The sequence below is a fragment of the Bacillus sp. UNC41MFS5 genome (assembly GCF_000686805.1).
Genome location: NZ_KK366017.1, coordinates 1,318,929 through 1,339,712, shown reverse-complemented (window position 1 = coordinate 1,339,712; position 20,784 = coordinate 1,318,929). Strand labels below are relative to the sequence as shown.

The window sequence follows — 20,784 nt, the reverse complement described above, 5'->3', positions numbered from 1 at the left end:
AAGCCCATGATTCTCACAACTGAGAACCATGGGCTTTTTTCATTAAGTATAAATGGATTATTCCTTATTTGTTAATACTTATAGTAGGTGATGTAATAAACCAGCCTACAGGTGCTCCTCCAACGGGATGGGATAACGTTCTTCCGTCGATTACTGAGGCTGCATTATTATTAACCGCAGCTCCCGCAGGTGTAAAGTTATAGTAAATGCTTCCACTATTTACATCTTTATCTTTAAAGCTAAATGTGAGTGGTTTATTAAATTTATCAATCAGTTGACCAGTCTCTGAATCTATTACTCTAAACGCAAAATTCATGATTACAGTTTCGCCAGCAGGAGCAACTTTTTGAAATTTTTTATTATCTCCTTCTAGGACTTGAAAAGTGACATCGGTGGTGAAAGTTCCTTCAGGTATTTGAATCTTAATCCCACTGTGACTAAGTTTTGCGGCTTCGCCTGCCCCAACTTCTCTTTCTGTGGCCACCCTAGAAAATCCCAGTTGGGTAAAATCTGTAGCTGCGAAAGCAACTGCACCAAACAAAAACATCGACATCATTGCCAAACCAAGTAGGACCTTTAAACGTTTTTTCATTCACATGCAACTCCTTCATTCTTTATGGGCCTTCGTTAAAGGTAACGAGAATCAGTCCCAATTGGTTTGAAGGAAACTCAATTTTTTATTATTTATTTTTTACTTTTTATAAAATGCGCGATGCCCCCGCCAACAATAGAACCGATTGCCGCAGTACCAAAAATCATTACATAGATTCGCTCAGCTAAATCCGCCATTCCTTCCCCTGGAAAAATAACTGCCTTTATAACTGCTAGAATTGCTGCTAAGAAGAAGATCAATGCCGGAATCCAGATGATCCAACTAAACTCAATCTTTATTAATATAAATGGTAAGACCAATCCAATTAGAAATATCACAAAGAAAAACATATGCCTCCCACCCTTCCTTGTAAATAGTATATTCTCAATAGGATTGGACGTTCTATTATTTCTTCACCTAAATAAAAGCTGGAAAGCTACTCAATATTAGTAACTTTCCAGCTTTGAGATTAGTAATCACCTAAATCTGTATGCAAAACTTGGAACAAGTTCACTTGTAGGTGATGTGGCAGTTACATTTCCTGTTCTAGGAACATTTGTTACGGTTCCAGTACCGCGGTATCTCCACGCACCAAGAGTGTCGACTGCTACTTTCGCGATAATTTGGTTGTTAGAAGGAGGGCCAAGGTAAATAGTGACCGTTACTCCAGGTCCTTTTACCACAGAGGTTCCGTCAATTCTCCATTCTCCTGCGCGATATTCAGCTCCAGTAATCGCAATCGCTTCTGAGTCGGTCGTGATCGTTATATCTTCACTATCTGTTTTTCCATCGACACCTTTTACAGTGAGATTTAATGTTACAGGTTTGTTTTCTTTTGGATAATTAAATGTTGGTTTTTTAGGGTCAGAAAGATTAAGTGTTACCTTTGGACCACTGACCTGCGTCCAAGTATACTCTACTGCATTTTTGGATCCACTGGCATCAAGCGTAACTGGATCACCTTGTTTAGCTTTTAGACCAGGATTCCCCGCAACATTTGCCTCAGGAGCAACTACCTCATCCTCAACCATTACTTTAACAGTGCTTTCATCAATATCACCATTAGGTCCTGTAAGAATTAATTTAAACACCAGTGTTCCCATACCTTGTTCTGCTGTGAACGAAGGTGCTAACGTGTTAGCATCTTTTAAATCCACATTAGTAAGTCCAGTTGAAGACGAAACAAATTCCCATTTAATTAGATTTGTATCAAAGTCCCCGACAGATTTACTACCGTTAAGCGTTACAGTGTCTCCTGCTTTAACGGTTTGGTCCGATCCCGCATCTGCAATTGGAGGATTTGCAGGCGCACCGACAACTTCCAAAGGTATCGTTACAGTCCCATTTTTTGCAGAATTTATCGTAATGTATGGTGGAATAAATGATGGACTTTCTATGACCAACTTTCCATCAGAAAGAGTTTGATTACCAAACTCTGAAACCTTCAGTTCTGGTTTATTTACATTATCACTTGAGGATGCTGTAATAATTATTTGTTGTGGTTTTAGATCAGAACGATATATGGCTCTTGGTTCTACGATCGTATCAACAGGTTTAACTTTTTTGACACTGTCTGGATTATCCGTCGTGTTGGTAACTGTTAATTCTGGAAGTGGACCCGAAAAAGTTACTCTGGCAAAGTATTTACCTTTTGTTCCTTTCATTGGGACTGGTTTATCTCCCGCACCTGTAACTTGTAATGTATAATCCTTATCTTGTTCAGTAAAAGCAAAAACATCAATAGTACCACCAGCTAAAGGGTTTCCATCTGCATCTACATTTCTGCTATATGTTGCACGTACAACATCTACCCCGGAATTCGTTGCTATTTTCCCACTTAAACTAAATTCATCAGTTTGAATGGTACAATCATTACCACAATTGTTACCAATGCCAGGACCTTGAATTTTAAAGTAGTTTTGGCCATTAACACCACCAATTACCTTATGGTTTACGTCCGGATCGCCCACATAACCAACCGGTGCTGCAGGTGCTACAGCCGGATCCCACCTTAAAAATGTTCCGATACGACTCTTCATTGGCCCTTCAAAAGGATCTTGAACCCCTATGTCTTCTACAAATCTGATTTCTCCACCTTCTGAAGGATCCCTTTCATCTGCTGCTACAGCTGTGAAAGTATCAATTCCATATGGATGAGTAATCGTGTATTTACCTCCAGTAACCAAGCCATCAATTCGGAACCTGACCCTTCCAAATACGATTTGATCTCCTGGTTGAACGATTTCATTGGCCCAAGCTGCTTCAAGTGCAAATGTTGCTACGGCTCTTCCGCCGTTTGGAAGGTCTAACTCTGCGCCTGCCAGCTGATAAAAAGCCTCTTCTGGAAAATTCCCTTTCTCAATCGAAAAAGGTTCTGCTGGATTAGGTATTTCCTCGATTGGAAGAGCACACAAAGGGTTTTCGAAATCTAAGCATAGTTCATTTCGATTACCTTGTGAATCTCTAAACCACGCAGGATAACCGTATTCCCCAATTGGTCCTACTTGCTTTAATTTAGGAATATCTACCAAGGGCATACCATACTCAGCACTTGTGAAAATTATTCCACCACTTAGCATAAGTAGTACTGTTAGGGTAACAAGGAAAAAACGCTTAATCGCAAATTTCCTCCTTTTTGAAAAATTATTTTTTGCATGTGTTACTTTTCGTGATTCCATTTTTTGCAGCCCACCTTTTCCAGAAAAATTAGTAAAAATGATGAATACTAAGGAATCCCTCTAAAAGGTCTTATCCCGTTCTTCAACTGGCTTGATAAAGCCTAAGAGTTTCCTTCCAAGTTTATCTAATTCTAATTTGGAGATTTGAAAGCTGCGTTCTATACTTTGAGCTTCTTCTGTTTTTATTTCTACAGTTTCTTGAAACACTTTTAATGATTTACTTTCTGATTGACCCGCCTGAACTAGTTTTTCTTTTTGAGCAGTTTTGGTTATTCCTCCACCTACATCAATAATAATTTCCTTACTATTAAGTGATTCATTGCCGAATTTATCCACCGACCTGATTGAATAAACATAGGTTGAAAAAGGAAGCACTTCCTCTTCTGTAAAAATACCACTCCTATTAATCTCTTTATTTACCTTCTTGAACTCCTTTTCCGGAATTGACTTTCGGTAAATATTGAATCCGACAAGATCTTTGCTATCCAATACATCCCAAATTATGGAGTTAGCTTTCGTTCCCGTCCTAACATTGATTGGTGCTTTTGGCAGACGGTCCGGTAAGGATAGGAGCTGATTCATTGGTTGGTCATGGACGCGGAGAATGCCCCATAATCCCCCTTCTAGGTATCTTCTAAGCTTCATTTCTCGGTACAGATAATCACCAGCCGGATTGAAAGAACCTTCCTTTTGTATCGGGATAATATCTAGAGAATCTCCTGGTGTCAGCGAACCTTGGCTTCCGACCACTTTGGAATTCGGATCCGTCCATTGATAGCGCCACTTATTACTGTGAAGGGTGAAGACACTTCCTCTCGAACGGTCTGCTGTTTGCATGACTCTCAGTCTAATAGGATCCCCCATATACGCTTCTGGTATTGGTGTGGATGGATCACCATGGATCACTGAGCTAAAAATTAATGATTTATCAGCATTTTCAGCCAAACGATGTTTAAAAGGTTCCGAACTATAATTGATTCCTTTTTCACCATGGTCCTCTAAATCTAACAGTTCACCCGTAATTGGATCCACCTGCCCCGGAGTTGGTGCACTGCCATCCGCTCCAATTGTATAAAGACCATCTGAGAACATTAAAGCCTGTTCTCTAAAATCTGGTTTATCAGGAACAATGATATCTGCCAATGCTCCAGACATGATTGATTCACCGGTTTTAGGATTTCGGTAAACCGAGTTTTTCGGTTCGATGATAAGTGCGCCGTATCCACCGTGGAGGCGATGACTGCGGATATCTCCATAATCGTATAAAATTGTTCCCCCATGTTCTTTATCGGCATACCATTCATACGTGATTGTTTCGCCTGGACCAATGGTTTGGTCATAGTTAAAGCCAATGGTAGCTCCGTCAGACCCTTGAACATCATATTGAACCATTTGTGGGTGAAGGCTGACACGGTTAGAGTTTTTCCAATCTACTTGGTTAGCCATTAGCAGATCAGGATCATTTTTATTCTCTGGCGGGTTAAATGGTAAGTTATTTCTTAACCTAATCTGGATACATTCCCCTTCATTCGCCCGAATCACCAGAGGTTCGGTTGGTTTAGTACCTTTTTTGATGGCGGTAACATCCTTGGTTAAAGCGAACATCAGCCCATAGGGATCATGATCACCAGCTTTGTTGTAAACAATATCCTTCATAAATGCCGTCACATCGAAAGTATTGATTTTTGCGGTATCTGGACAGATATTGCCCATCGCAATGGCTTTTGGCGGCTTTGTCCCTTCTTTTTTCATTTTATTTAATCGATTCGTATCAATTTTTTGCTTGACCTCCACACGGTCCGGCAGCTTTTTAAGGTTCGTATTCTGTTCTCCCCAAACCCTGACAAATCCCCATAAACCGCTCCACAAATCTTCTATCGGCTGCGAAGACCAAAGATAATCACGTTGCCTAATCCCCACAGGATTGGGCTGGATATCCATAGTAAACTGTTCTGACATACCGATTGTTTGTGTAGAGGTTAATTCAGAATCCTGTTGACCTGATTCTTTTTTCCAACTTAATCCATGCAAATTAAAGTTATGCTGTGTTTCATGGGCCCCTTGAATTAATCGGATTTTAATCGGATCATTTGGGTAGCTTTCGATAATAGGTGTTTGTGGATCACCGTGAACCCACGAACTAAATACATATGCTGGGTCAGCATTATTCCTTCTAAAAAATGGAGCATTTGAGTAATTAACAGCCGCATATCCGTGTGCCTTATGTGTATTGGCCGGATCTGATTCAAGTGGCAGCAGATTTCCGCTTTTATCCCACATTCTTGCGAAATCATGATAGACGAGTACTTGCTCACGGAAGTCCGCCTTTTCAGGAATGACAATCATTGCCTCCGTGCCTGATTTCACTTCCAGTCCCGTCTTTGGATGCAACCATTTCGATCCTTTTGGTTCAACAATTAACGCACCAAAAGTCCCATGAAAGCCTTTTTCTCCCGCTGACATATGATCGTGGAAGAAGATGTTTCCTTCTTCATCCGCAAACCAGCGGTAGCGAATTTTTTCGCCTGGTTCTGTGCCTTGATTATAATTCCACCCAACTGCTGTTCCATCAGAACCCAAAGGGTCAAAGCCCACATAATGAATGTGCATCGACAATGCATTTGGTTCAACCGCATTAAATAGATGGTTTTCCAAAGTTACTTCTACACAATCACCTTCATTGGCACGAATGACCAATGGACGAGGTCTTAATGTGCCATTTAATATCTTGGCTTCATCTTCCGCCAGGACAAACATTCTTCCATCTTTGTCGTGATCACCTTCGTTATTGTAAACAATATCCGCTTGGATCCCGACAACGTTATATTTACGGATGGGTGCTGTTTTTGGACAGCGGTCAAAATTAGGTGCGCCCGGAACCAGTGCCCCCAAAGAATCCTTTTCTTTTTCGGTTGCTGGACGCAGTTCGGGGTCGGGTGGTTTCGGAGCACGCTTCCCTTGCTCCCCTGGAATGTAATTCGGAAAACCAGGGTTTTTAGCTGTCGGTTCAGACGGTGCTTCTCGGTCCTTTAATGGCAGTAAATCTGCTTGTAACTTATCAAAAACCCGTAAAAGTCCCCACATTCCTTGTAAATAATGTGGAAACAAATGGCAATGCCATAAGTAATCGCCTGGTGCTCCTTTGCCGTTTTGGATATATCCCGCATCGTTTGTCAGTTCGGCCGTTTGTGAACTTCCGATATTAAGTGTTTCAGAATCCACTGTATTTGTTTTTTTCGAGTCGCTTTTCCAGCGGTGCCCATGTAGATGAAAGACATGGTTTTCTTCCTGATTGGCCCCAATCACTCGAAACTTCACTGGATCTCCCACATAGGCAGGAGTAATTGGGGTAGCTGGATCGCCATATACCCATGAGGAATAAAACATGGTCGGGTCTTTTCCATCTTCGGTCAGGGCATTTTCCATCCGTTCATCGAGTGGTTCTGCTCGATAATTAACCGCATATAGCTCTTTCTCAAATGCGTCAATAGGTTCCTGTCCGGTTTCATTTGGATTCTCAGGATTTCCCCCTTCGTTTTCATTTTTAGGAGTTATATCTGCTGACTGATTTCCAGCCACAGCATTTACTCCGTCGTGAAAGAATAGGGCAAACTCACGAAAATCTGGTTGATTAGGTAACTCGATATTGGCATATAAACCACTCGCTAGTTCTTCCCTTGTTTGAGGATCAGTCCACTTTGCTCCAACCGGTTCCACGATTAGTGCACCGAATAATCCATCTCCCATCGTTCCTTTTCCACCGGTTGGGTCTGTATAAAAGGTCAAATCCGCACCATTGTAAAAAAAGAAAGTCCCTTCCTCTTCCATATTCCAACGGTAGATCAATTCACTGTTGGGAGCAGCAGTAGAATTGGCATTGAATCCGGCTTCTGTTCCGTCAGATCCCTGAACATCATAACCTACTCCATCAATATGGATGGATGATTTTTCTGATAACTGATTGGAGAAAGTGACCTCGACGCAATCTCCTTTGTTTGCCCGAATAGTAAGTGGCTGCAATTCCTTTACTGGTTTACCAGGATTGGACTCAATCGCTTTTTGTATTTTATCAATATCCTCCTCTAAGGCATAAACTTTAGCGGCGGGATGATGATCACCAAATTTGTTGTAAACCATGTCCACATTAATTGCTCCAATATTAAATTTACGGATGGGTGCATTTTCTCTGCACTGGTTGTTTAAATTATTGGTTTCATTAGCGAGATTAATATTATTTTTTTCAAAAGTTGTTTTTGTCGTTTGTTTATTTAGTTTACTAGTAGACTCTTTAGTTGGGGTTTTGCTGTCGATGGCAGGTTTGTGCTGACTAGAAGTATGAACTGGAATGGGAATTTGAATTTGAGCCTCTGATTCAATTGTATTAGATGCCACCTTATTTACGGTTGAAAGTGCACGTTTTTCAATGGCCGCACCATGTGGGGGCTGGGATGATTGGATAGCGAAAGAAACTGAGAATGATGCAATAGACAATAACAATAGGAAACTGATTAATAGAAATAAAGGAGGTTTCTTACTCAAATTTTGCTCCTTTCGCATCTTTTTCTAGAATGCCTTTTTGCGGGGCTTCGATAACCCCCTGGTACGGAAACGGTTCATCCTTCTTGGAATCCAATTTCACAGAAAACATCAGTCCTAAATAAATGGTGATGATAAAAAAAGTACCAAAAACAAAAGCAAAGGTATGATTCGTCATTTTATAACTAATCAGAATTAAAAATAAAAATAAAACTGAGATCAATATGAGTAGTGCAGAAAAAATGGATGGTGCAAGTTCAACTTGACCTGGAATAAACGTATTTTTTGCCATTAACCATTCTAGCCATGATGGATTCACGGCTGTAATTGTCTGTGTGACATCGACTTCATGCGGGGGAGGTAATGTCCCTAATATTCCGGTACAAAAGAAAACAAACATTAAAATCAGGCTCTCTGCTTTTATCCATGGGCGTGGATCAAAGCTTGGGAACTTGACTGTTTTTCGGGATAGAACACCATTAAGGAAAGCAAATGCAAGAACAGGTATGATGCTTATATGCTTAATAAGTAACATCCGTCCGTAGGGGACAAGCCAACTGTTTAAATATTGTTGTTTATCAATGACAACAAACATGAGAATAAATCCAGTCAAACTAATCATTATAAAGCAGACAATGGCAAGCGGTGTAAACCACCTTAAAAAGCTGGACCAATTTTCTCGGTCGTTCGAAAACCAACCGACAAGTAGTAACACACCAACCCAAACCGTAACGAAAAGAAAATGGATAGAATGTGAAAGAACACCCGGCCAGAAGTCAATTGAAGCTCCATGACTGGCATTTCCAATCGCAAAAATCATCAATAGTAACCATTGAGCTTGAAAAAACCTAGATCCATCGATATAAATGGTAATCCATAGGAGGACCGCTAAACTGCAAATAAAAATCCATGCCCTGCCAATTTCAAATTCGCTCAAGACAGTTAAAGCAGCTGAACGAAAACCAACGCTGTCATTAAAATAGAGAATTACTTCCAATAAGGGTGCATAGGTAAAGAGGATGATTCCAAGCGGACAAAGCAGCAACAATGGCTTACTAATCTGAATTTTTGGTTTTCGCGACTCTGGAATAATTTGTAGGACCACATGCCCGACCAAGATAGAAAATAGGATATAATGACCAAATTCAGTAATTGGGATTAGGTAGCTCATTGACAAATCACTTCTTTCTTAATATCCAAAGAAATCCAATGACTAAAATGACTAATAGTCCAATAAAAATAGCCATAATGACATTTGTTGATGATTGATTCCCAGAATCTGCCTTGGTGTCTTTTTCTACCTGTTCCTTGGTAGTTGGCTGTTCCGTGGTGGTCGATGTCGATTTTTTCTCAGAACCGTATGCTGCCTGAACTTGATTTGTGATCGGTTGTTTTTTTGTCTCTTCGCCACTTGTTCCTTGATTTTGATTCGATGTCGGTGTATTTGGATTCTGAGTCACCTGTTCTTTTTTCACTTGAAATTGTATTTCCCCTGTGACCGGATGACCATCATGTCCTGCTATTTTCCACTGTAGCCGGTACGTTCCATTTTTTAATGGCTCCTGTAATGACCCTGCCATTTTTGATCCTTGAATTTGAATCTGGTTTAATGGGATCGCCTTACCATCGAAAAGCAAGCCCATCGTACTTAATTTTTCAATCGTTCCTTCAAAGGTAAGTGAGACCTCTTGGAGATCATTTGTTATAACTTGTCCGTCTCGTGGATTAGATGCGGATAGTTGTGTATGAGCCATTGTGAAAGACGGCATTAGTAAAAATGCGGCTATAAATAATACTATGAGTCTATTCAAAGATCTCTCACCTTCCATTGCACTTGTTATTAAATGATGGAGCCCTCAACTGAATCATTAGAAACGTTGCCAAATGAATTTAATCACTTGGCAACGACTTTAGTACTATTATTTATTAAAAATTGTCATTGATAGCTTTAAAGAGGAGGAAGTTTATCCTTCGTTCCTTTTTCCTGTTCGAAATCAAAATCAGATAAGGTTTCTCTGGTAGATTTTTTAAACTCCTTCAAGGTTGTACCCACTGCACGCCCTAACTCAGGAAGTTTACTTGGCCCGAACACAATTAAAGCTAGTACTAATATCAGGATTAAGCCTGGAACTCCAATATTACTAAACATATAACTTCCCTCCTGTTTCAATCATGGAACCAAAGATTCTATTAATTTTCCTATTTCACCACAAACGGGATTCTGCCATTAAATAGAAAAGCATCGCTGAGGTGATGTCTGTACTCCACCTGTGCATAGGAATTTATTGGTTTCGTCGTTCTAATCAATACATCACAGCGCTGGGCTGTACTCATTTCAATCGGGGTCCCGGCCTTAATGGTATATGCATAGTTATACTTACCAAACGGCGGTACTCCAAGGGACCGGCCATCGTAGGCAATACAAACAACATCTACAGGAAAAACAACTTTGATTTTGACATACGCTCCACAAAGCATTCGAACAAGGATGGTCTGATTAACCTTGGCATTCACAGAGACCTGCATTCCCGTTACACCACTATTTAATTCGGGTGGGATTGTCACACTTGAACGAATTGATGCTGTTCCACCAACCCGCCCCGGGAAGTATTCACCTGTAACAACAAAGTAGTCAGGATTGTAATCCTGAAAAGCAAAAAAATCATAACTGCCTTTGTCATTACTATGAAAATCATCGTTGACTCCAGGAATATCTCCGTGTTCGGGAAAGGTTTGGTGTGCATTTTCCGCTTGAATCCGCCAGACAGAATCAATGTCGTCTATAACCCAGAGTGCCTCCACGTCATATGGAACTGTCATCGCATGTGGGTCGCCACTATCCAGGGTACCGTCCACAAATCCGGGAAACTCTGGGAAATTCACAAGGTTGGCTGCGGTACGTCTCGGGTACCCTCCTACATTTTTACCATCCTTCGGATCATATGCGTCTGGCGGTTCGATAATTAAGAATCCATATAGGCCGAATTCAAAATGCTGAATCGTATTCCTATGACAATGGTAAAAATAACTGCCTATATGGTTAGGTTGCCATTGATACGTATAGGTTCCGATTTCCATAGAGGTATGACCCACCCCGTCATTAATGGCAGTAGGCTCAATGCCGTGCCAATGGATGGTATGAGGCGGCTGCCCATGTCCTTGGACTTCACCGTGAAAGATGACTCCACGAGGAACACGAATGGTTGGACCTGGAAACGTACCGTTCGCTGCCATGGGTACATCAGGATTTCCAAGGATAAAGAATTCCATTTTCTTGCCATCCCACGCCTTCAGTTCTGTTCCATGCATTAAGTCGACCCTTTGCGTATTTGGAGTAAGCATTGTCGCTCCAGGCACATTTCTAGCTACAAATGCTGGAACCGGATTTGTCGGTTCAAGTAGATCCGGGGTAGGTGGACTAGCTTTGGGTGGATCAAACGATTTCACCCAATCGGCTTCATGGCCTGCAACTGACCTGCGTGGGATATGGTACCCAGGTTTTGAAAATGACATATGATTTCTCCTTTTTTAGCTATTTAATATTTAATTTTTTTAATGGTCTGTATGAGTTCCGTCTGGTCCAGCTGCCGTGCCGGTTTCTTCAGGTCCATGATAAGTCGTAGCTTCTGGAAATGTTGTTACTCCTCCAGTTGTGTTACGATCACCTATAAAATGGATCCCGCTCATCATGCCAAGTCCGTAGTTACCGCCCTGTGAGGATTGGCTTGGCTCAGAGTGGTCATGCATTGGGTAACAGATCGGGGACATTCTAACAGAAATATCAATATCCCCTGCTTTGGTTCCTTTTTCAGGCAAATAAGTTCCTAACTCCTCAAGAGGCGGCCAAACCGGATGTGGTTGCGACCCGGGAATTGCAGGATTCGCGATTGACATTAACGGTTCATCTGGAAGTCCGATGCCACGCTTATTGGGAACATCAGGTGGTCTGATAAAAGGAACTGCCCATTCGACGATTTCAAGCGGGAGAGATGTATAGGTGTCAATCCAATACGGATTACTTTGGACCTCACCATTAATCCCGATTACGTAGACATGGTTAGCATGAATATGCAAAGAATGCATCGATAATCCGGCGTTCAGAATTCGGATAATGCACGGTTCTCCTACCCGATGATTTGGGGTAATATAAGGGTTATGTGCAGAAAACCATCCTGATTGTCCACTGATTGTATAAAATTCAGGTTTTCTATTCTTTCCATCTGACCGGAATTTATCATTTACAAAGGCCTGCACAAATTGTGATGCTGGATAATCTTTTCCAGGCGGATAGTTTCCGACTTCTGCAAACAGTCTTGAACTTGCTTCGTGAAGAATCCAAATATACTGCCTAAAAGCCTGAGTATTGGTTGACAAGTCGCTTTGCTCCCAAGCCAGCCCTGGGAAGTGTTCAGTAGAGCCAAAGTCATCAAAGATCTGTTGCACAGCTGATGTGGGATTAGAATACGGGGTAACACGATGACCTGCTTTTGCCTCACTGGGCATGACAACAAGCGCACCATGGAGTCCCATCATTCGGTTCACAGGGGCATTAAGGTTGTCATAATATAAATAAGTTCCAGCTACAGTAGGAACAAATTGTTTTGTGATTGTGCCTCCAGGCCTGATTGGACCAGTGTCGACTAGTCCAGGTATGTAAAATGCATGGGGTTCATCCAGACCATTCGTTACTGTGACCTTAACTGTATTACCTGCAGTGGTAAAAATATGAGGGCCAGGGACCTCTGCCGGAAAATTTTTCTCTTTGTAAAACCAGAAGTAGCACTGAGCGTTGTTAATTGCATTATGCGCTGCCATGTCCTTGATCCCATCAGTAATAGTAAAGTTAAGTTCTTGAACTTGTTGTGTCGCAAATAGCTTATTGCCTGAAATCCATGAAGGCATCATGCTTCCTACGAATAACGTAGCAATACCGCCCCCTGCATACTTAACAAAATCTCTTCGCTTCATATTTTCCTCCTTAAAATTAACCCTTTCTTATAGTCCTAAATAACTATTCCGAATTAGTTGGGAAAATTCCTAGAATAATTTTCATTTTTTATGATACTTTGTAATGATGTAAAATCAGTACAGTCCATTTTTCACCTAGTAATAGGTGAAAAAGAAGGTGAATCGTACAATTTTAGTAAAAAAGTGATGATTGCTAAATTTGCTGGTAAATCTATTACCCTCCCTCAATCTTCTTATGCTATTTCATAAATTTGGGAAAATGCTTTGATTTTAGATAATAATAATGCATATTTCAGAATATTACAAAATAAATCATTCGACGGAAATAGACCAAATATCCTATGGAAATAAAAAAAGAACGTGCCAAAGGCACATTCTCGTCGAAAATATTATTTTTATTTTTTCATTAATTTTTGAATCGTAACCAGAACCTCATCCAGGACTTCCATATCACCATCCTGTATTCTTTCAACAACACAGCTCTTTAGATGTCCTTCAAGCAGGACTTTGGCAACACTATTTAAGGCGGATTGAGTGGCCGATATCTGATTAATGACATCATCACAATATGTATCTTTTTCAATTAGGCCTTTAATGCCGCGAATTTGACCTTCAATCCGGTTTAATCTGGTGACAAGGTTATTTTTCACTTTATCGGAATGATGACTCTTACGATCACTGGCATCAAGTGAGCAGCAGGTATCATCAATAAACTCCTCTTCCTTCCCGAATCCATTTGACATTGCTCCGCCTCCTTTTTTGAAAATATTATATCACACTCTGAAGTAAGAGTTGCGGTTCTTCTGCTAATTAGCAGTCGATCTGAAATCTTCTTATTCACATTACGATTACGGACTAAAGTTGCAAGTTCGCAATTTGTAGATAAAAAACACACCTTCTACATATTTTCCACATATCTATAAAGAAAGGTTAAAAATTAAATATTTTTTAACTTTTCTGATTATTTATTCTAGCTTTATTTCCTTATCTTCATATATAATATTTTCATAACTATTTGAAGGGTGTTGGTTAATTTGGCAAACAAAGCTGAAGTGAAAAAAATCTCTGTTAATTCAACAATTTCATTAAAAGGAATTGTCAAAGCCATTTTCAACGATACCGTTCATGTGCAGATTGGCGGTAAAATTATCACGCTCCCAGCTTCTGAACTGCTGATTGAAAAGCCAGTCCAATAGTTCTTTTATCTTGTATATCATAGCAATAGGAAAATAGTATTTTACTAAAGAAAAGCCCTTCACTTCTTCGGTGAAGGGTTGTTAAATGGACAAAAATCATTTCCAATCGTTTATGAGCGTTTCTTGAATACTGCGAATGACATCCCCCCTGCTGATTACACCGACCACATGATTGGAATCATTGACAACAGGTAATTTTTTAAAGTGATGCTTGGACAAAAGTGAGACGACCTTTTTCATTTCATCTTCAGGATGGATGGTTACGATTCCATGGGTCTTAGCGATCCTGATGACCTCACGCTCAGCTAGTTCGCTGAGACGAATCTCCATTTTTTCTTCTGCAACATACGTAATTAAAGAGAAATAATCATGAATGCGTCGATCAACTGGACTGATTACCCGCAAAATATCCCCATCTGTAACAAATCCACGCAAGACTCCTTCCTCGTCAATAATGGGTACACCGCCAATTTTTTTCGCAACAAGTAAGGTCATTACCTCTTTAACGGAAGAACTAGGACGAGCTGAAATAACATCCTTCACCATAAAATCCTTGACCTGTACATTGATCATGTCGACACCGCTTTCAACTATTGAATTTTGGATTATTTTTTTCATCGGAAACACGCAATTGCTCTAATATATCTGGTGGAAATACCATCCGGCAAATAACTTTTGAAATCTCTTGATAATCTGTTCTTTTCCCACCAAGGTTATCGTTACCGTGACTATTCTCCACTAAAACTAATATTGCCCAAGCGACAGCTTCTAAATCCAAATCCTTCCACGTTAATCCATTTTCTTCGGCCTGCTTTAAACCGAACAGAATTCTTGAATAAATTTTCCTTCGTGCAACACCTAAAAATTCAGCCAAACCTGGGTCTTTCAACACCAATTCAGGCAGGACACGCTGCAGACCTAACTCACTAAGTCGTTTGTTATGGGCTTCTAGTAATGATGCTAACAATGATTCCGGATCCCTTGAAGCCCAGCTCGGTTCAGGTGGAAGAAGCTTGTCAATTTTATCTTCCAATAAGGACATTAATAGCTGGCGTTTATCGGAGAAATACCGATAAAAGGTTCCGGTCGCCACCCCGGCATGGGCTGCGATTTCCTTAGCAGTCGTTTGCTCGTACCCACTAGAAATAAATAGATGTAATCCACTTTCGAGCAGTGCATTCCTTTTTTGCTGCGCCCGTTCCTGTTTTGGGAGAAAAGGGAATTCACCAATTAATAGGTCATCATTGTCTGGCATTTTATCACCTCATTTATATCATACCACTTTTTAAAAATTTGAACCATAGTTCACGTTTTCGTTGACAGACCATTCTATCCATGCGATACTTGAACTACGGTTCATGTTAAACCGCTATTATTGTATAAACACCCCTTTACAAAATAGTTGGATCATAACATGACCGATTTTTAATAAATAATCCTGTCCTTGCAGGAATTCATTATATTTTTCCGAATAATTTAATGTATCTTTAATAGATTTATTGTTCTTAGTTTCTAACAATTTTGAAGGGCGTTGATATTGTGGCAAATCAATCTGAATCAAAAAAAATCTCTGTTAATTCAACCATCTCCTTAAAGGGAATTGTGAAAGCCATTTTCAACGATACGATTCATGTGCAAATTGGCGGCAAGATTATACCTATTTCAACATCTGATTTTATGATTGAAAAATCACCGAAGTAATTAGTTATAAATAGCTCATCAAAAAAGCTCATCAAGTTTGATGGGCTTTTTTTGTTAATTTAGTAGCATCCTTCAATTTTCTTCATACCATACAAAAGATATGTCTTAGCTGCAAAGATTTCTGGTCTTGTCATGATCGTTGCACATGAAGTTTGAATAGGTAGTGAAATTCTTTGAATAATACATGTGACTTAGAAAAACGTTTGCAATCAATTATATCTATCCAACGGAATATTGATATTATTACTGCATTTTTATTATTAACAGGTCAAGTGACAGTTGTCAGACTTATAGTAGAACCAAAAGGATTTGCCCTTTCGGTTGGTGGACCGCTAACAGGAATAGGACGTTTAGAAGGAATATCAGGGAATAAAACATTGAGCTTATTATTGGACATTGGAGATATCCTTTTAGCCATCCTATTAATTAGTGATCAGATAAATGTGTCAGGGATCTTTTTAGGACCAGGCAGATTTAGCTTCAATATGACTGGTCCTATTTTCGGGGTACCTAAACACGTACCTGCATTGCCTGATTTAGAAAAGGTTTTTACACAATTCCGCTGGATTGTTACTGAACATTTTGGTATCGAACCTGAAAAACTAATCTAATGAAGAAGGAAGTGGTCATTTTGTCCTTAACTGACCTCCCAACGTTCGAGCCAACAAAAGGTGAGATTTTTCTGTTTTTATTGTCTATTGCCATCTTCATCTTTTTCTTTACACAAACGAAAGAAAGCGATGTCTCACTTTGAGATAATCGCTTTTTTCCTTTATTTCGTTAATTGAACTTCATTTTGATAACAGATACAAGTGACAATATGGTCATTCACCATCCCTGTAGCTTGCATGAACGCATAACAGATGGTCGAGCCCACAAATTTAAAGCCTCTCTTCTTTAAATCCTTACTTAATTGATCACTTATTTCCGTGACTGCAGGAACATCTTTCATTTCTTTAAAGTGGTTTTGAATCGGCTTACCTCCAACAAATGACCATATGTACTTACTAAATGAGCCAAATTCGGCGACGACCTTTAAAAATGCATGTGCGTTAGTAATGACAGCATTGATTTTGAGCTTATTTCGGACAATTCCTTCATTATGTATTAGTTCCTCAATTTTCTTTTCGTCATAGCGGATAATTTTTTCAGCTTCAAAGTTATCAAAGGCTTGTCGATAGTTCTCCCGCTTCTTCAAAATCGTATACCAGCTGAGTCCAGCCTGAGCTCCTTCAAGATTCAAATACTCAAAAAGAAGGCGATCATCGTAGACTGGAACTCCCCATTCATGATCATGATAATCGATATACAATGGATCCTGATTAACCCATCCGCAGCGATTCATATTTGAAATTCCCCATTCCATCCTTTACTACGTTGCTTAAAAACAAACTTTCACTTAAGTATTGCACATTTTTTCAAAAATATGAATCGATTATCTTAATAAATCTATTCATTTAAATTGCCCGCTAAATTATTATGTTACTTTCCGAAAAGCCCTTCTTTCTGCATACTCTGAGCAAGGGATACATACTTTTACTGTTTCCCCTCGATCATTTATATATTTTCTTAATGGACTTACTTTCCTTTTACAAAAACTGCATTTACTTTTAAAAATATCGAAAATTGACATCGAACACACCCTCGTTCTTTTAAAGTTTTACTATATTTTATTTATCTATTTCAAAATTGGATTCAATTGTTATAAGTTTTTTTCCAGAAATTATAGTAAGATGGGTAAAGAAATATAGTAAGGAAAGGACAACAAACAAAAATGACATATAAAATGATTGTACTAGACCTAGATGATACGTTATTACAGGACGACCATACAATTTCCCCACGTACAAAGAAGGCGTTAATGGACGCCCAGGAAGTTGGAGTTAAGGTCGTATTAGCATCAGGGCGACCAACCTATGCCATGTATGATATTGCTGAAGAACTGCGTTTAAAGGAGTTTGGGAGTTTTATTCTTTCTTTTAATGGTGCAAAAATAACAAACTGTCAAACCGGTGAAGAACTTTTTAGCAGTACATTGTCCCCAGAAACAGTTCATAATCTCTACGAATTAAGTCGTCGTGAGAATGTTTGGATACATACCTATGTCGGGGATTCCATTGTAACCGAAGCTGGAAATCAATATACCGATATTGAAGGTGAAATTACTGGTTTAGAAATCTTTGAGGTTGACAGCTTAGTAGATTCTGTGAAAGAACCTGTTGTTAAAGTGTTAATGCTTGAGGAAGAATCGAAACTTGCCGCTGTGGAACAAAAGCTTCAAATGGAGTTAGCAGGACAATTAAGCGTGATGCGCTCGAAGCCTTTCTTTTTGGAGTTTACCGAGGCTGGTGTAACCAAAGGTACAAGTCTCCATCATTTAATTGGACAGCTCGGAATTGAACGTGAAGAAGTTATTGCCATGGGAGACAGCTATAATGATTTAGCCATGATTGAGTTTGCAGGACTTGGTGTAGCCATGGGCAATGCACCAGAAGATATTAAGGAAAAAGCTGATTATGTGACCGATACTAATATGCATGATGGAGTAGCAAAGGTCGTTGAAAAGTTTGTTTTGAAAACAGCACAGCTCGTGTAAATCAATATTCTTACATCAAACGCTTGGGGTTATTCACTTTGAACCCCAAGCGTTTTTTGTGTTAACTACAAACTGATCTCCTGTGAACTAGCCCAATCATGTCCCCTCTTATGAACATCAAGCATAAAATATCACAATTAAAAACATAAAAGGCGGAGAGAGGTATGGGATTATTCATTAATAATAGAGAACATCCGAATGTTTTCAAAAATAAACACGAGATAAACACACCGAATCAAGAATTATCAAGACAGGATTTTTTTTCTGAGCTAATTAATGAACAACAAAAGGCAAATGCTGTACTTGAAAAAGCATTAGCAGAATTAGGCTTTAAAACACAGGCGCAAGAAGAAACACAATTAATCCATTGGAACCATTTAGATGAACAACTAAACGACTTACGAAATCGGTTGGAGAGTAACGAGAATGCTAATCATCAACTTGTCCTTCAAATGAATGAACAGTTGGAATTACAAAAAGTGGTTGCCGAGAAAATGTCTAAACAAGAAGAATTTCAAGGTGGAGTTTTACAGCGTTTGGACAATCAAGAAGCACTGATGGACAAAATCTCCCGGCAAATCAATCATATTCGTTCGATCCTGTTTGAACGGACGAACTATTTGGCCACGAAAATTGACGACGGCTATAAAATCACTTCTTCCTATGTGTATAAGCTGATGTCAGGAACAGAACAGCCTTTAACATTTTTCATGATGAATCAGAGGAAAGAAGAAGAAAATCAAAATCAGATCGACTAAAATTACTTGGTACAAAAATAAAAACACCTCCAGTCATCGAAGCACTTCGATGTTGGAGGTGTCTTTATTGTTTTTAATTAAGCCACACGCTCATTCGTGTTATTAGCCGTTGCAGATTTTGTTACGAAACTAACAGCGAATGTAACCACTAAATTGATAATTAATGCAATTACACCCACATTCAGATCCTTAACAAATTGAGGAAGTGCAGGGAAAAGAGTCCCAACAGTTGAAGCACTGATTGTAATGTAGGCAACTGTAAATACACCAACTGCAATACCCGCGAAAGCACCAGCTTTTGTTACAACGTTCTTTTTAGCTAAGCTGAATACTAATGCAGGGAACAATTGTGTTACAAGGCTGTACCCCATCAATAACAAGGTTACTAACGTGTCTCCACCTTTAAAGGTGAAGTATAGAGCGATGATTGCTACAACTGGAACTAAGTTCTTTGCTAATTTAGATACTTGCTGTTCAGAGGCTTTCGGAACAAACACCTTATAAACGTTTTTCGCTAATAAAGTAGCCGCAGCCATCATAATCATCGAACCTGGAACGATCGCTGTTAATAACCCAGCGGCCCCAATTAATCCGACTACCCATGGATCAAACGTCTGCATTGATAGTTTTAATAAGGCAAGGTCACCAGCCGGGCCCTCTAACCCTTTCACCTGAAGAATTGCTGCAAAGCCTACAAAGAATACAAACAATAACACGAGTTGATAAAGCGGCATAATAATTGCATTTTTACGGAAAACTTTTGCACTTTGTGCTGAATAAATGGAACCGAAAGTATGTGGCCACATATAGAAACCAAGAGCAGTTAATAATACAGTAGAAATAAACCAAGATACACTTAATCCTGTATCAGGTAAAGCAAGGAAACCTGGTTTTGCAGCTTCAATTGCTTCAAACATTGGCTGGAAGCCGCCGTAATAATGGATAGGTAAATAAATACCTAGGAACAAAACAACACCTAGAATCATGATATCCTTGATTACAGCTGTCCAAGCAGAACCGTGAATTCCTGAAATCATCACGTATACAGTTACAGCAATCACACCAATCCAGATTGCTGCAGTTGATGAAATAGATCCGCCTGAAGCTTCAGAAACGATAATACCTAAACCTTTTAATTGGAGAACCAGATACGGAATCAGTGCAACAACACCTACTATAGATACAAAAACACCAAGTAATGGGCTTTTATATTTACTAACAAAAAAGTCGGATTGAGACATTAATTTGTTATCTTTCGCATATTTCCAAATTGCTGGAAGCAGCCAATAGGACATGATGTAAGCTAAACAACCGTATCCTAAGATATAATAAGTTGGGCCACCTTTACCGTAAGCCCAGCCACTTCCGCCTAAGAAAGTAAAGGTAGTGTAAATTTCCCCTGCCATTAATAAGAATACGAAGATGGTGCCAAAGCCACGGCCCCCAACGGACCATTGTTCAAGACTCATTTCCTTGCCTTTTTGGGCCTGAACACCGAGGAAGATAGATAACGCTAAGAATCCGAAAATAATAATTAATGCAGTATTCATTTAGATCTCCTCCTCCTGATTTGCTGGGTCCATTTTAAACACAATCGCCATAATTACTGAAGTAATTACTACCCATAGAACAATGTAAAAGAGAACAAAAGGCATCCCGAACACGTAGGGAGTGACCTTATTGACGAAAGGAACTCCGCCTAGTAAGCCAATAAACGGTATGATTGCAAGAAGCTGATGTAATTTCATAGATAAACCCC

The 20,784-nt window shown here is 39.5% G+C and carries 21 protein-coding genes; 6 read left to right on the top strand and 15 right to left on the bottom strand.

Going from position 1 to position 20,784, the window contains the following annotated elements; genetic code table 11:
- Positions 1-64 precede the first annotated feature (64 nt).
- From BR30_RS34320 to BR30_RS0122745, 10 genes are all read right to left on the bottom strand, one after another.
- A complete protein-coding gene (locus tag BR30_RS34320; protein WP_051633734.1) occupies positions 65-592 on the bottom strand; it encodes a hypothetical protein in 528 nt (175 codons plus the stop codon).
- A 92-nt stretch (positions 593-684) separates the two neighbouring features.
- Complete coding sequence (locus BR30_RS0122785) at positions 685-942, bottom strand: hypothetical protein (RefSeq protein ID WP_026567016.1); 258 nt, start codon at positions 940-942, stop codon at positions 685-687.
- 126 nt (positions 943-1,068) lie between these two features.
- On the bottom strand, positions 1,069-3,270 hold the full coding sequence (locus BR30_RS34315; protein WP_051633733.1) for a PKD domain-containing protein: 2,202 nt from the start codon (positions 3,268-3,270) through the stop codon (positions 1,069-1,071).
- Positions 3,271-3,330: 60 nt separating this feature from the next.
- Positions 3,331-7,809 (bottom strand): multicopper oxidase domain-containing protein, encoded by a 4,479-nt coding sequence (locus BR30_RS34310; RefSeq protein ID WP_051633732.1) that lies wholly within the window; start codon positions 7,807-7,809, stop codon positions 3,331-3,333.
- Complete coding sequence (locus tag BR30_RS34305) at positions 7,802-8,977, bottom strand: copper resistance D family protein (RefSeq protein WP_081825540.1); 1,176 nt, start codon at positions 8,975-8,977, stop codon at positions 7,802-7,804. Before BR30_RS34305 ends, BR30_RS34310 begins: the two co-directional genes overlap by 8 nt.
- Before the next feature lie 7 nt (positions 8,978-8,984).
- Entirely contained in the window at positions 8,985-9,617 is a 633-nt protein-coding gene (locus BR30_RS35395) for a copper resistance CopC family protein (protein WP_051633731.1), read from the bottom strand.
- A gap of 137 nt (positions 9,618-9,754) precedes the next feature.
- Positions 9,755-9,955, bottom strand: coding sequence for a twin-arginine translocase TatA/TatE family subunit (tatA, locus tag BR30_RS0122760; RefSeq protein ID WP_026567015.1), 201 nt, complete (start codon positions 9,953-9,955; stop codon positions 9,755-9,757).
- 50 nt (positions 9,956-10,005) lie between these two features.
- The gene (locus tag BR30_RS0122755) at positions 10,006-11,319 is read right to left on the bottom strand and encodes a multicopper oxidase domain-containing protein (protein WP_026567014.1); all 1,314 of its coding nucleotides are present in this window, start codon (positions 11,317-11,319) and stop codon (positions 10,006-10,008) included.
- 39 nt (positions 11,320-11,358) lie between these two features.
- Complete coding sequence (locus BR30_RS0122750; protein ID WP_026567013.1) at positions 11,359-12,774, bottom strand: multicopper oxidase domain-containing protein; 1,416 nt, start codon at positions 12,772-12,774, stop codon at positions 11,359-11,361.
- Positions 12,775-13,169: 395 nt separating this feature from the next.
- Positions 13,170-13,517, bottom strand: coding sequence for a metal-sensitive transcriptional regulator (locus tag BR30_RS0122745; protein ID WP_026567012.1), 348 nt, complete (start codon positions 13,515-13,517; stop codon positions 13,170-13,172).
- Positions 13,518-13,808: 291 nt separating this feature from the next.
- On the opposite strand from BR30_RS0122745, the gene BR30_RS37460 reads away from it, so the two are divergent.
- Positions 13,809-13,970 (top strand): hypothetical protein, encoded by a 162-nt coding sequence (locus BR30_RS37460; protein ID WP_197032386.1) that lies wholly within the window; start codon positions 13,809-13,811, stop codon positions 13,968-13,970.
- Between the two features lie 96 nt (positions 13,971-14,066).
- Here the strand turns inward: BR30_RS37460 and BR30_RS0122735 are convergent, their stop codons facing one another.
- Both BR30_RS0122735 and BR30_RS0122730 read right to left on the bottom strand, forming a co-directional pair.
- The gene (locus BR30_RS0122735) at positions 14,067-14,588 is read right to left on the bottom strand and encodes a CBS domain-containing protein (protein ID WP_231507772.1); all 522 of its coding nucleotides are present in this window, start codon (positions 14,586-14,588) and stop codon (positions 14,067-14,069) included.
- Entirely contained in the window at positions 14,557-15,225 is a 669-nt protein-coding gene (locus BR30_RS0122730; protein WP_026567010.1) for a TetR/AcrR family transcriptional regulator, read from the bottom strand. Before BR30_RS0122730 ends, BR30_RS0122735 begins: the two co-directional genes overlap by 32 nt.
- 284 nt (positions 15,226-15,509) lie before the next feature.
- Between BR30_RS0122730 and BR30_RS37455 the strand changes: the two genes are divergently transcribed.
- The 3 genes from BR30_RS37455 (at position 15,510) to BR30_RS38125 (ending at position 16,425) form a co-directional block, all read left to right on the top strand.
- Positions 15,510-15,671: a hypothetical protein gene (locus tag BR30_RS37455; protein WP_197032385.1), complete on the top strand. Its 162-nt coding sequence runs from the start codon at positions 15,510-15,512 to the stop codon at positions 15,669-15,671.
- Between the two features lie 173 nt (positions 15,672-15,844).
- Positions 15,845-16,282, top strand: a complete 438-nt coding sequence (locus BR30_RS0122720) for a hypothetical protein (RefSeq protein ID WP_035445803.1) — start codon at positions 15,845-15,847, stop codon at positions 16,280-16,282.
- Positions 16,282-16,425: a hypothetical protein gene (locus tag BR30_RS38125; protein ID WP_155928774.1), complete on the top strand. Its 144-nt coding sequence runs from the start codon at positions 16,282-16,284 to the stop codon at positions 16,423-16,425. Before BR30_RS0122720 ends, BR30_RS38125 begins: the two co-directional genes overlap by 1 nt.
- 18 nt (positions 16,426-16,443) lie before the next feature.
- On the opposite strand, the gene BR30_RS0122710 is transcribed toward BR30_RS38125, so the two are convergent.
- Positions 16,444-17,016, bottom strand: coding sequence for a DNA-3-methyladenine glycosylase I (locus BR30_RS0122710; protein WP_026567007.1), 573 nt, complete (start codon positions 17,014-17,016; stop codon positions 16,444-16,446).
- A gap of 429 nt (positions 17,017-17,445) precedes the next feature.
- On the opposite strand from BR30_RS0122710, the gene BR30_RS0122705 reads away from it, so the two are divergent.
- On the top strand, positions 17,446-18,267 hold the full coding sequence (locus BR30_RS0122705) for a Cof-type HAD-IIB family hydrolase (RefSeq protein WP_026567006.1): 822 nt from the start codon (positions 17,446-17,448) through the stop codon (positions 18,265-18,267).
- 164 nt (positions 18,268-18,431) lie between these two features.
- The gene (locus BR30_RS0122700; protein ID WP_026567005.1) at positions 18,432-19,025 is read left to right on the top strand and encodes a hypothetical protein; all 594 of its coding nucleotides are present in this window, start codon (positions 18,432-18,434) and stop codon (positions 19,023-19,025) included.
- A 77-nt stretch (positions 19,026-19,102) separates the two neighbouring features.
- On the opposite strand, the gene BR30_RS0122695 is transcribed toward BR30_RS0122700, so the two are convergent.
- Positions 19,103-20,575 carry a sodium:solute symporter family protein gene (locus BR30_RS0122695; protein WP_026567004.1) on the bottom strand — a complete coding sequence of 491 codons (1,473 nt, stop codon included), beginning with the start codon at positions 20,573-20,575 and terminating at the stop codon, positions 19,103-19,105.
- Positions 20,576-20,773, bottom strand: coding sequence for a DUF3311 domain-containing protein (locus BR30_RS0122690; protein ID WP_026567003.1), 198 nt, complete (start codon positions 20,771-20,773; stop codon positions 20,576-20,578).
- Positions 20,774-20,784: the final 11 nt, after the last annotated feature.

What these genes read in the sequence shown, in the direction of transcription:
- BR30_RS34320 (WP_051633734.1), bottom strand. Translation starts at nt 592, where the DNA reads ATGAAAAAACGTTTAAAGGTCCTACTTGGTTTGGCAATGATGTCGATG.
- BR30_RS0122785 (WP_026567016.1), bottom strand. Translation starts at nt 942, where the DNA reads ATGTTTTTCTTTGTGATATTTCTAATTGGATTGGTCTTACCATTTATA.
- BR30_RS34315 (WP_051633733.1), bottom strand. Translation starts at nt 3,270, where the DNA reads ATGGAATCACGAAAAGTAACACATGCAAAAAATAATTTTTCAAAAAGG.
- BR30_RS34305 (WP_081825540.1), bottom strand. Translation starts at nt 8,977, where the DNA reads ATGAGCTACCTAATCCCAATTACTGAATTTGGTCATTATATCCTATTT.
- tatA (WP_026567015.1), bottom strand. Translation starts at nt 9,955, where the DNA reads ATGTTTAGTAATATTGGAGTTCCAGGCTTAATCCTGATATTAGTACTA.
- BR30_RS0122755 (WP_026567014.1), bottom strand. Translation starts at nt 11,319, where the DNA reads ATGTCATTTTCAAAACCTGGGTACCATATCCCACGCAGGTCAGTTGCA.
- BR30_RS0122750 (WP_026567013.1), bottom strand. Translation starts at nt 12,774, where the DNA reads ATGAAGCGAAGAGATTTTGTTAAGTATGCAGGGGGCGGTATTGCTACG.
- BR30_RS0122745 (WP_026567012.1), bottom strand. Translation starts at nt 13,517, where the DNA reads ATGTCAAATGGATTCGGGAAGGAAGAGGAGTTTATTGATGATACCTGC.
- BR30_RS0122735 (WP_231507772.1), bottom strand. Translation starts at nt 14,588, where the DNA reads ATGAAAAAAATAATCCAAAATTCAATAGTTGAAAGCGGTGTCGACATG.
- BR30_RS0122730 (WP_026567010.1), bottom strand. Translation starts at nt 15,225, where the DNA reads ATGCCAGACAATGATGACCTATTAATTGGTGAATTCCCTTTTCTCCCA.
- BR30_RS38125 (WP_155928774.1), top strand. Translation starts at nt 16,282, where the DNA reads ATGAAGAAGGAAGTGGTCATTTTGTCCTTAACTGACCTCCCAACGTTC.
- BR30_RS0122710 (WP_026567007.1), bottom strand. Translation starts at nt 17,016, where the DNA reads ATGAATCGCTGCGGATGGGTTAATCAGGATCCATTGTATATCGATTAT.
- BR30_RS0122705 (WP_026567006.1), top strand. Translation starts at nt 17,446, where the DNA reads ATGACATATAAAATGATTGTACTAGACCTAGATGATACGTTATTACAG.
- BR30_RS0122700 (WP_026567005.1), top strand. Translation starts at nt 18,432, where the DNA reads ATGGGATTATTCATTAATAATAGAGAACATCCGAATGTTTTCAAAAAT.
- BR30_RS0122695 (WP_026567004.1), bottom strand. Translation starts at nt 20,575, where the DNA reads ATGAATACTGCATTAATTATTATTTTCGGATTCTTAGCGTTATCTATC.
- BR30_RS0122690 (WP_026567003.1), bottom strand. Translation starts at nt 20,773, where the DNA reads ATGAAATTACATCAGCTTCTTGCAATCATACCGTTTATTGGCTTACTA.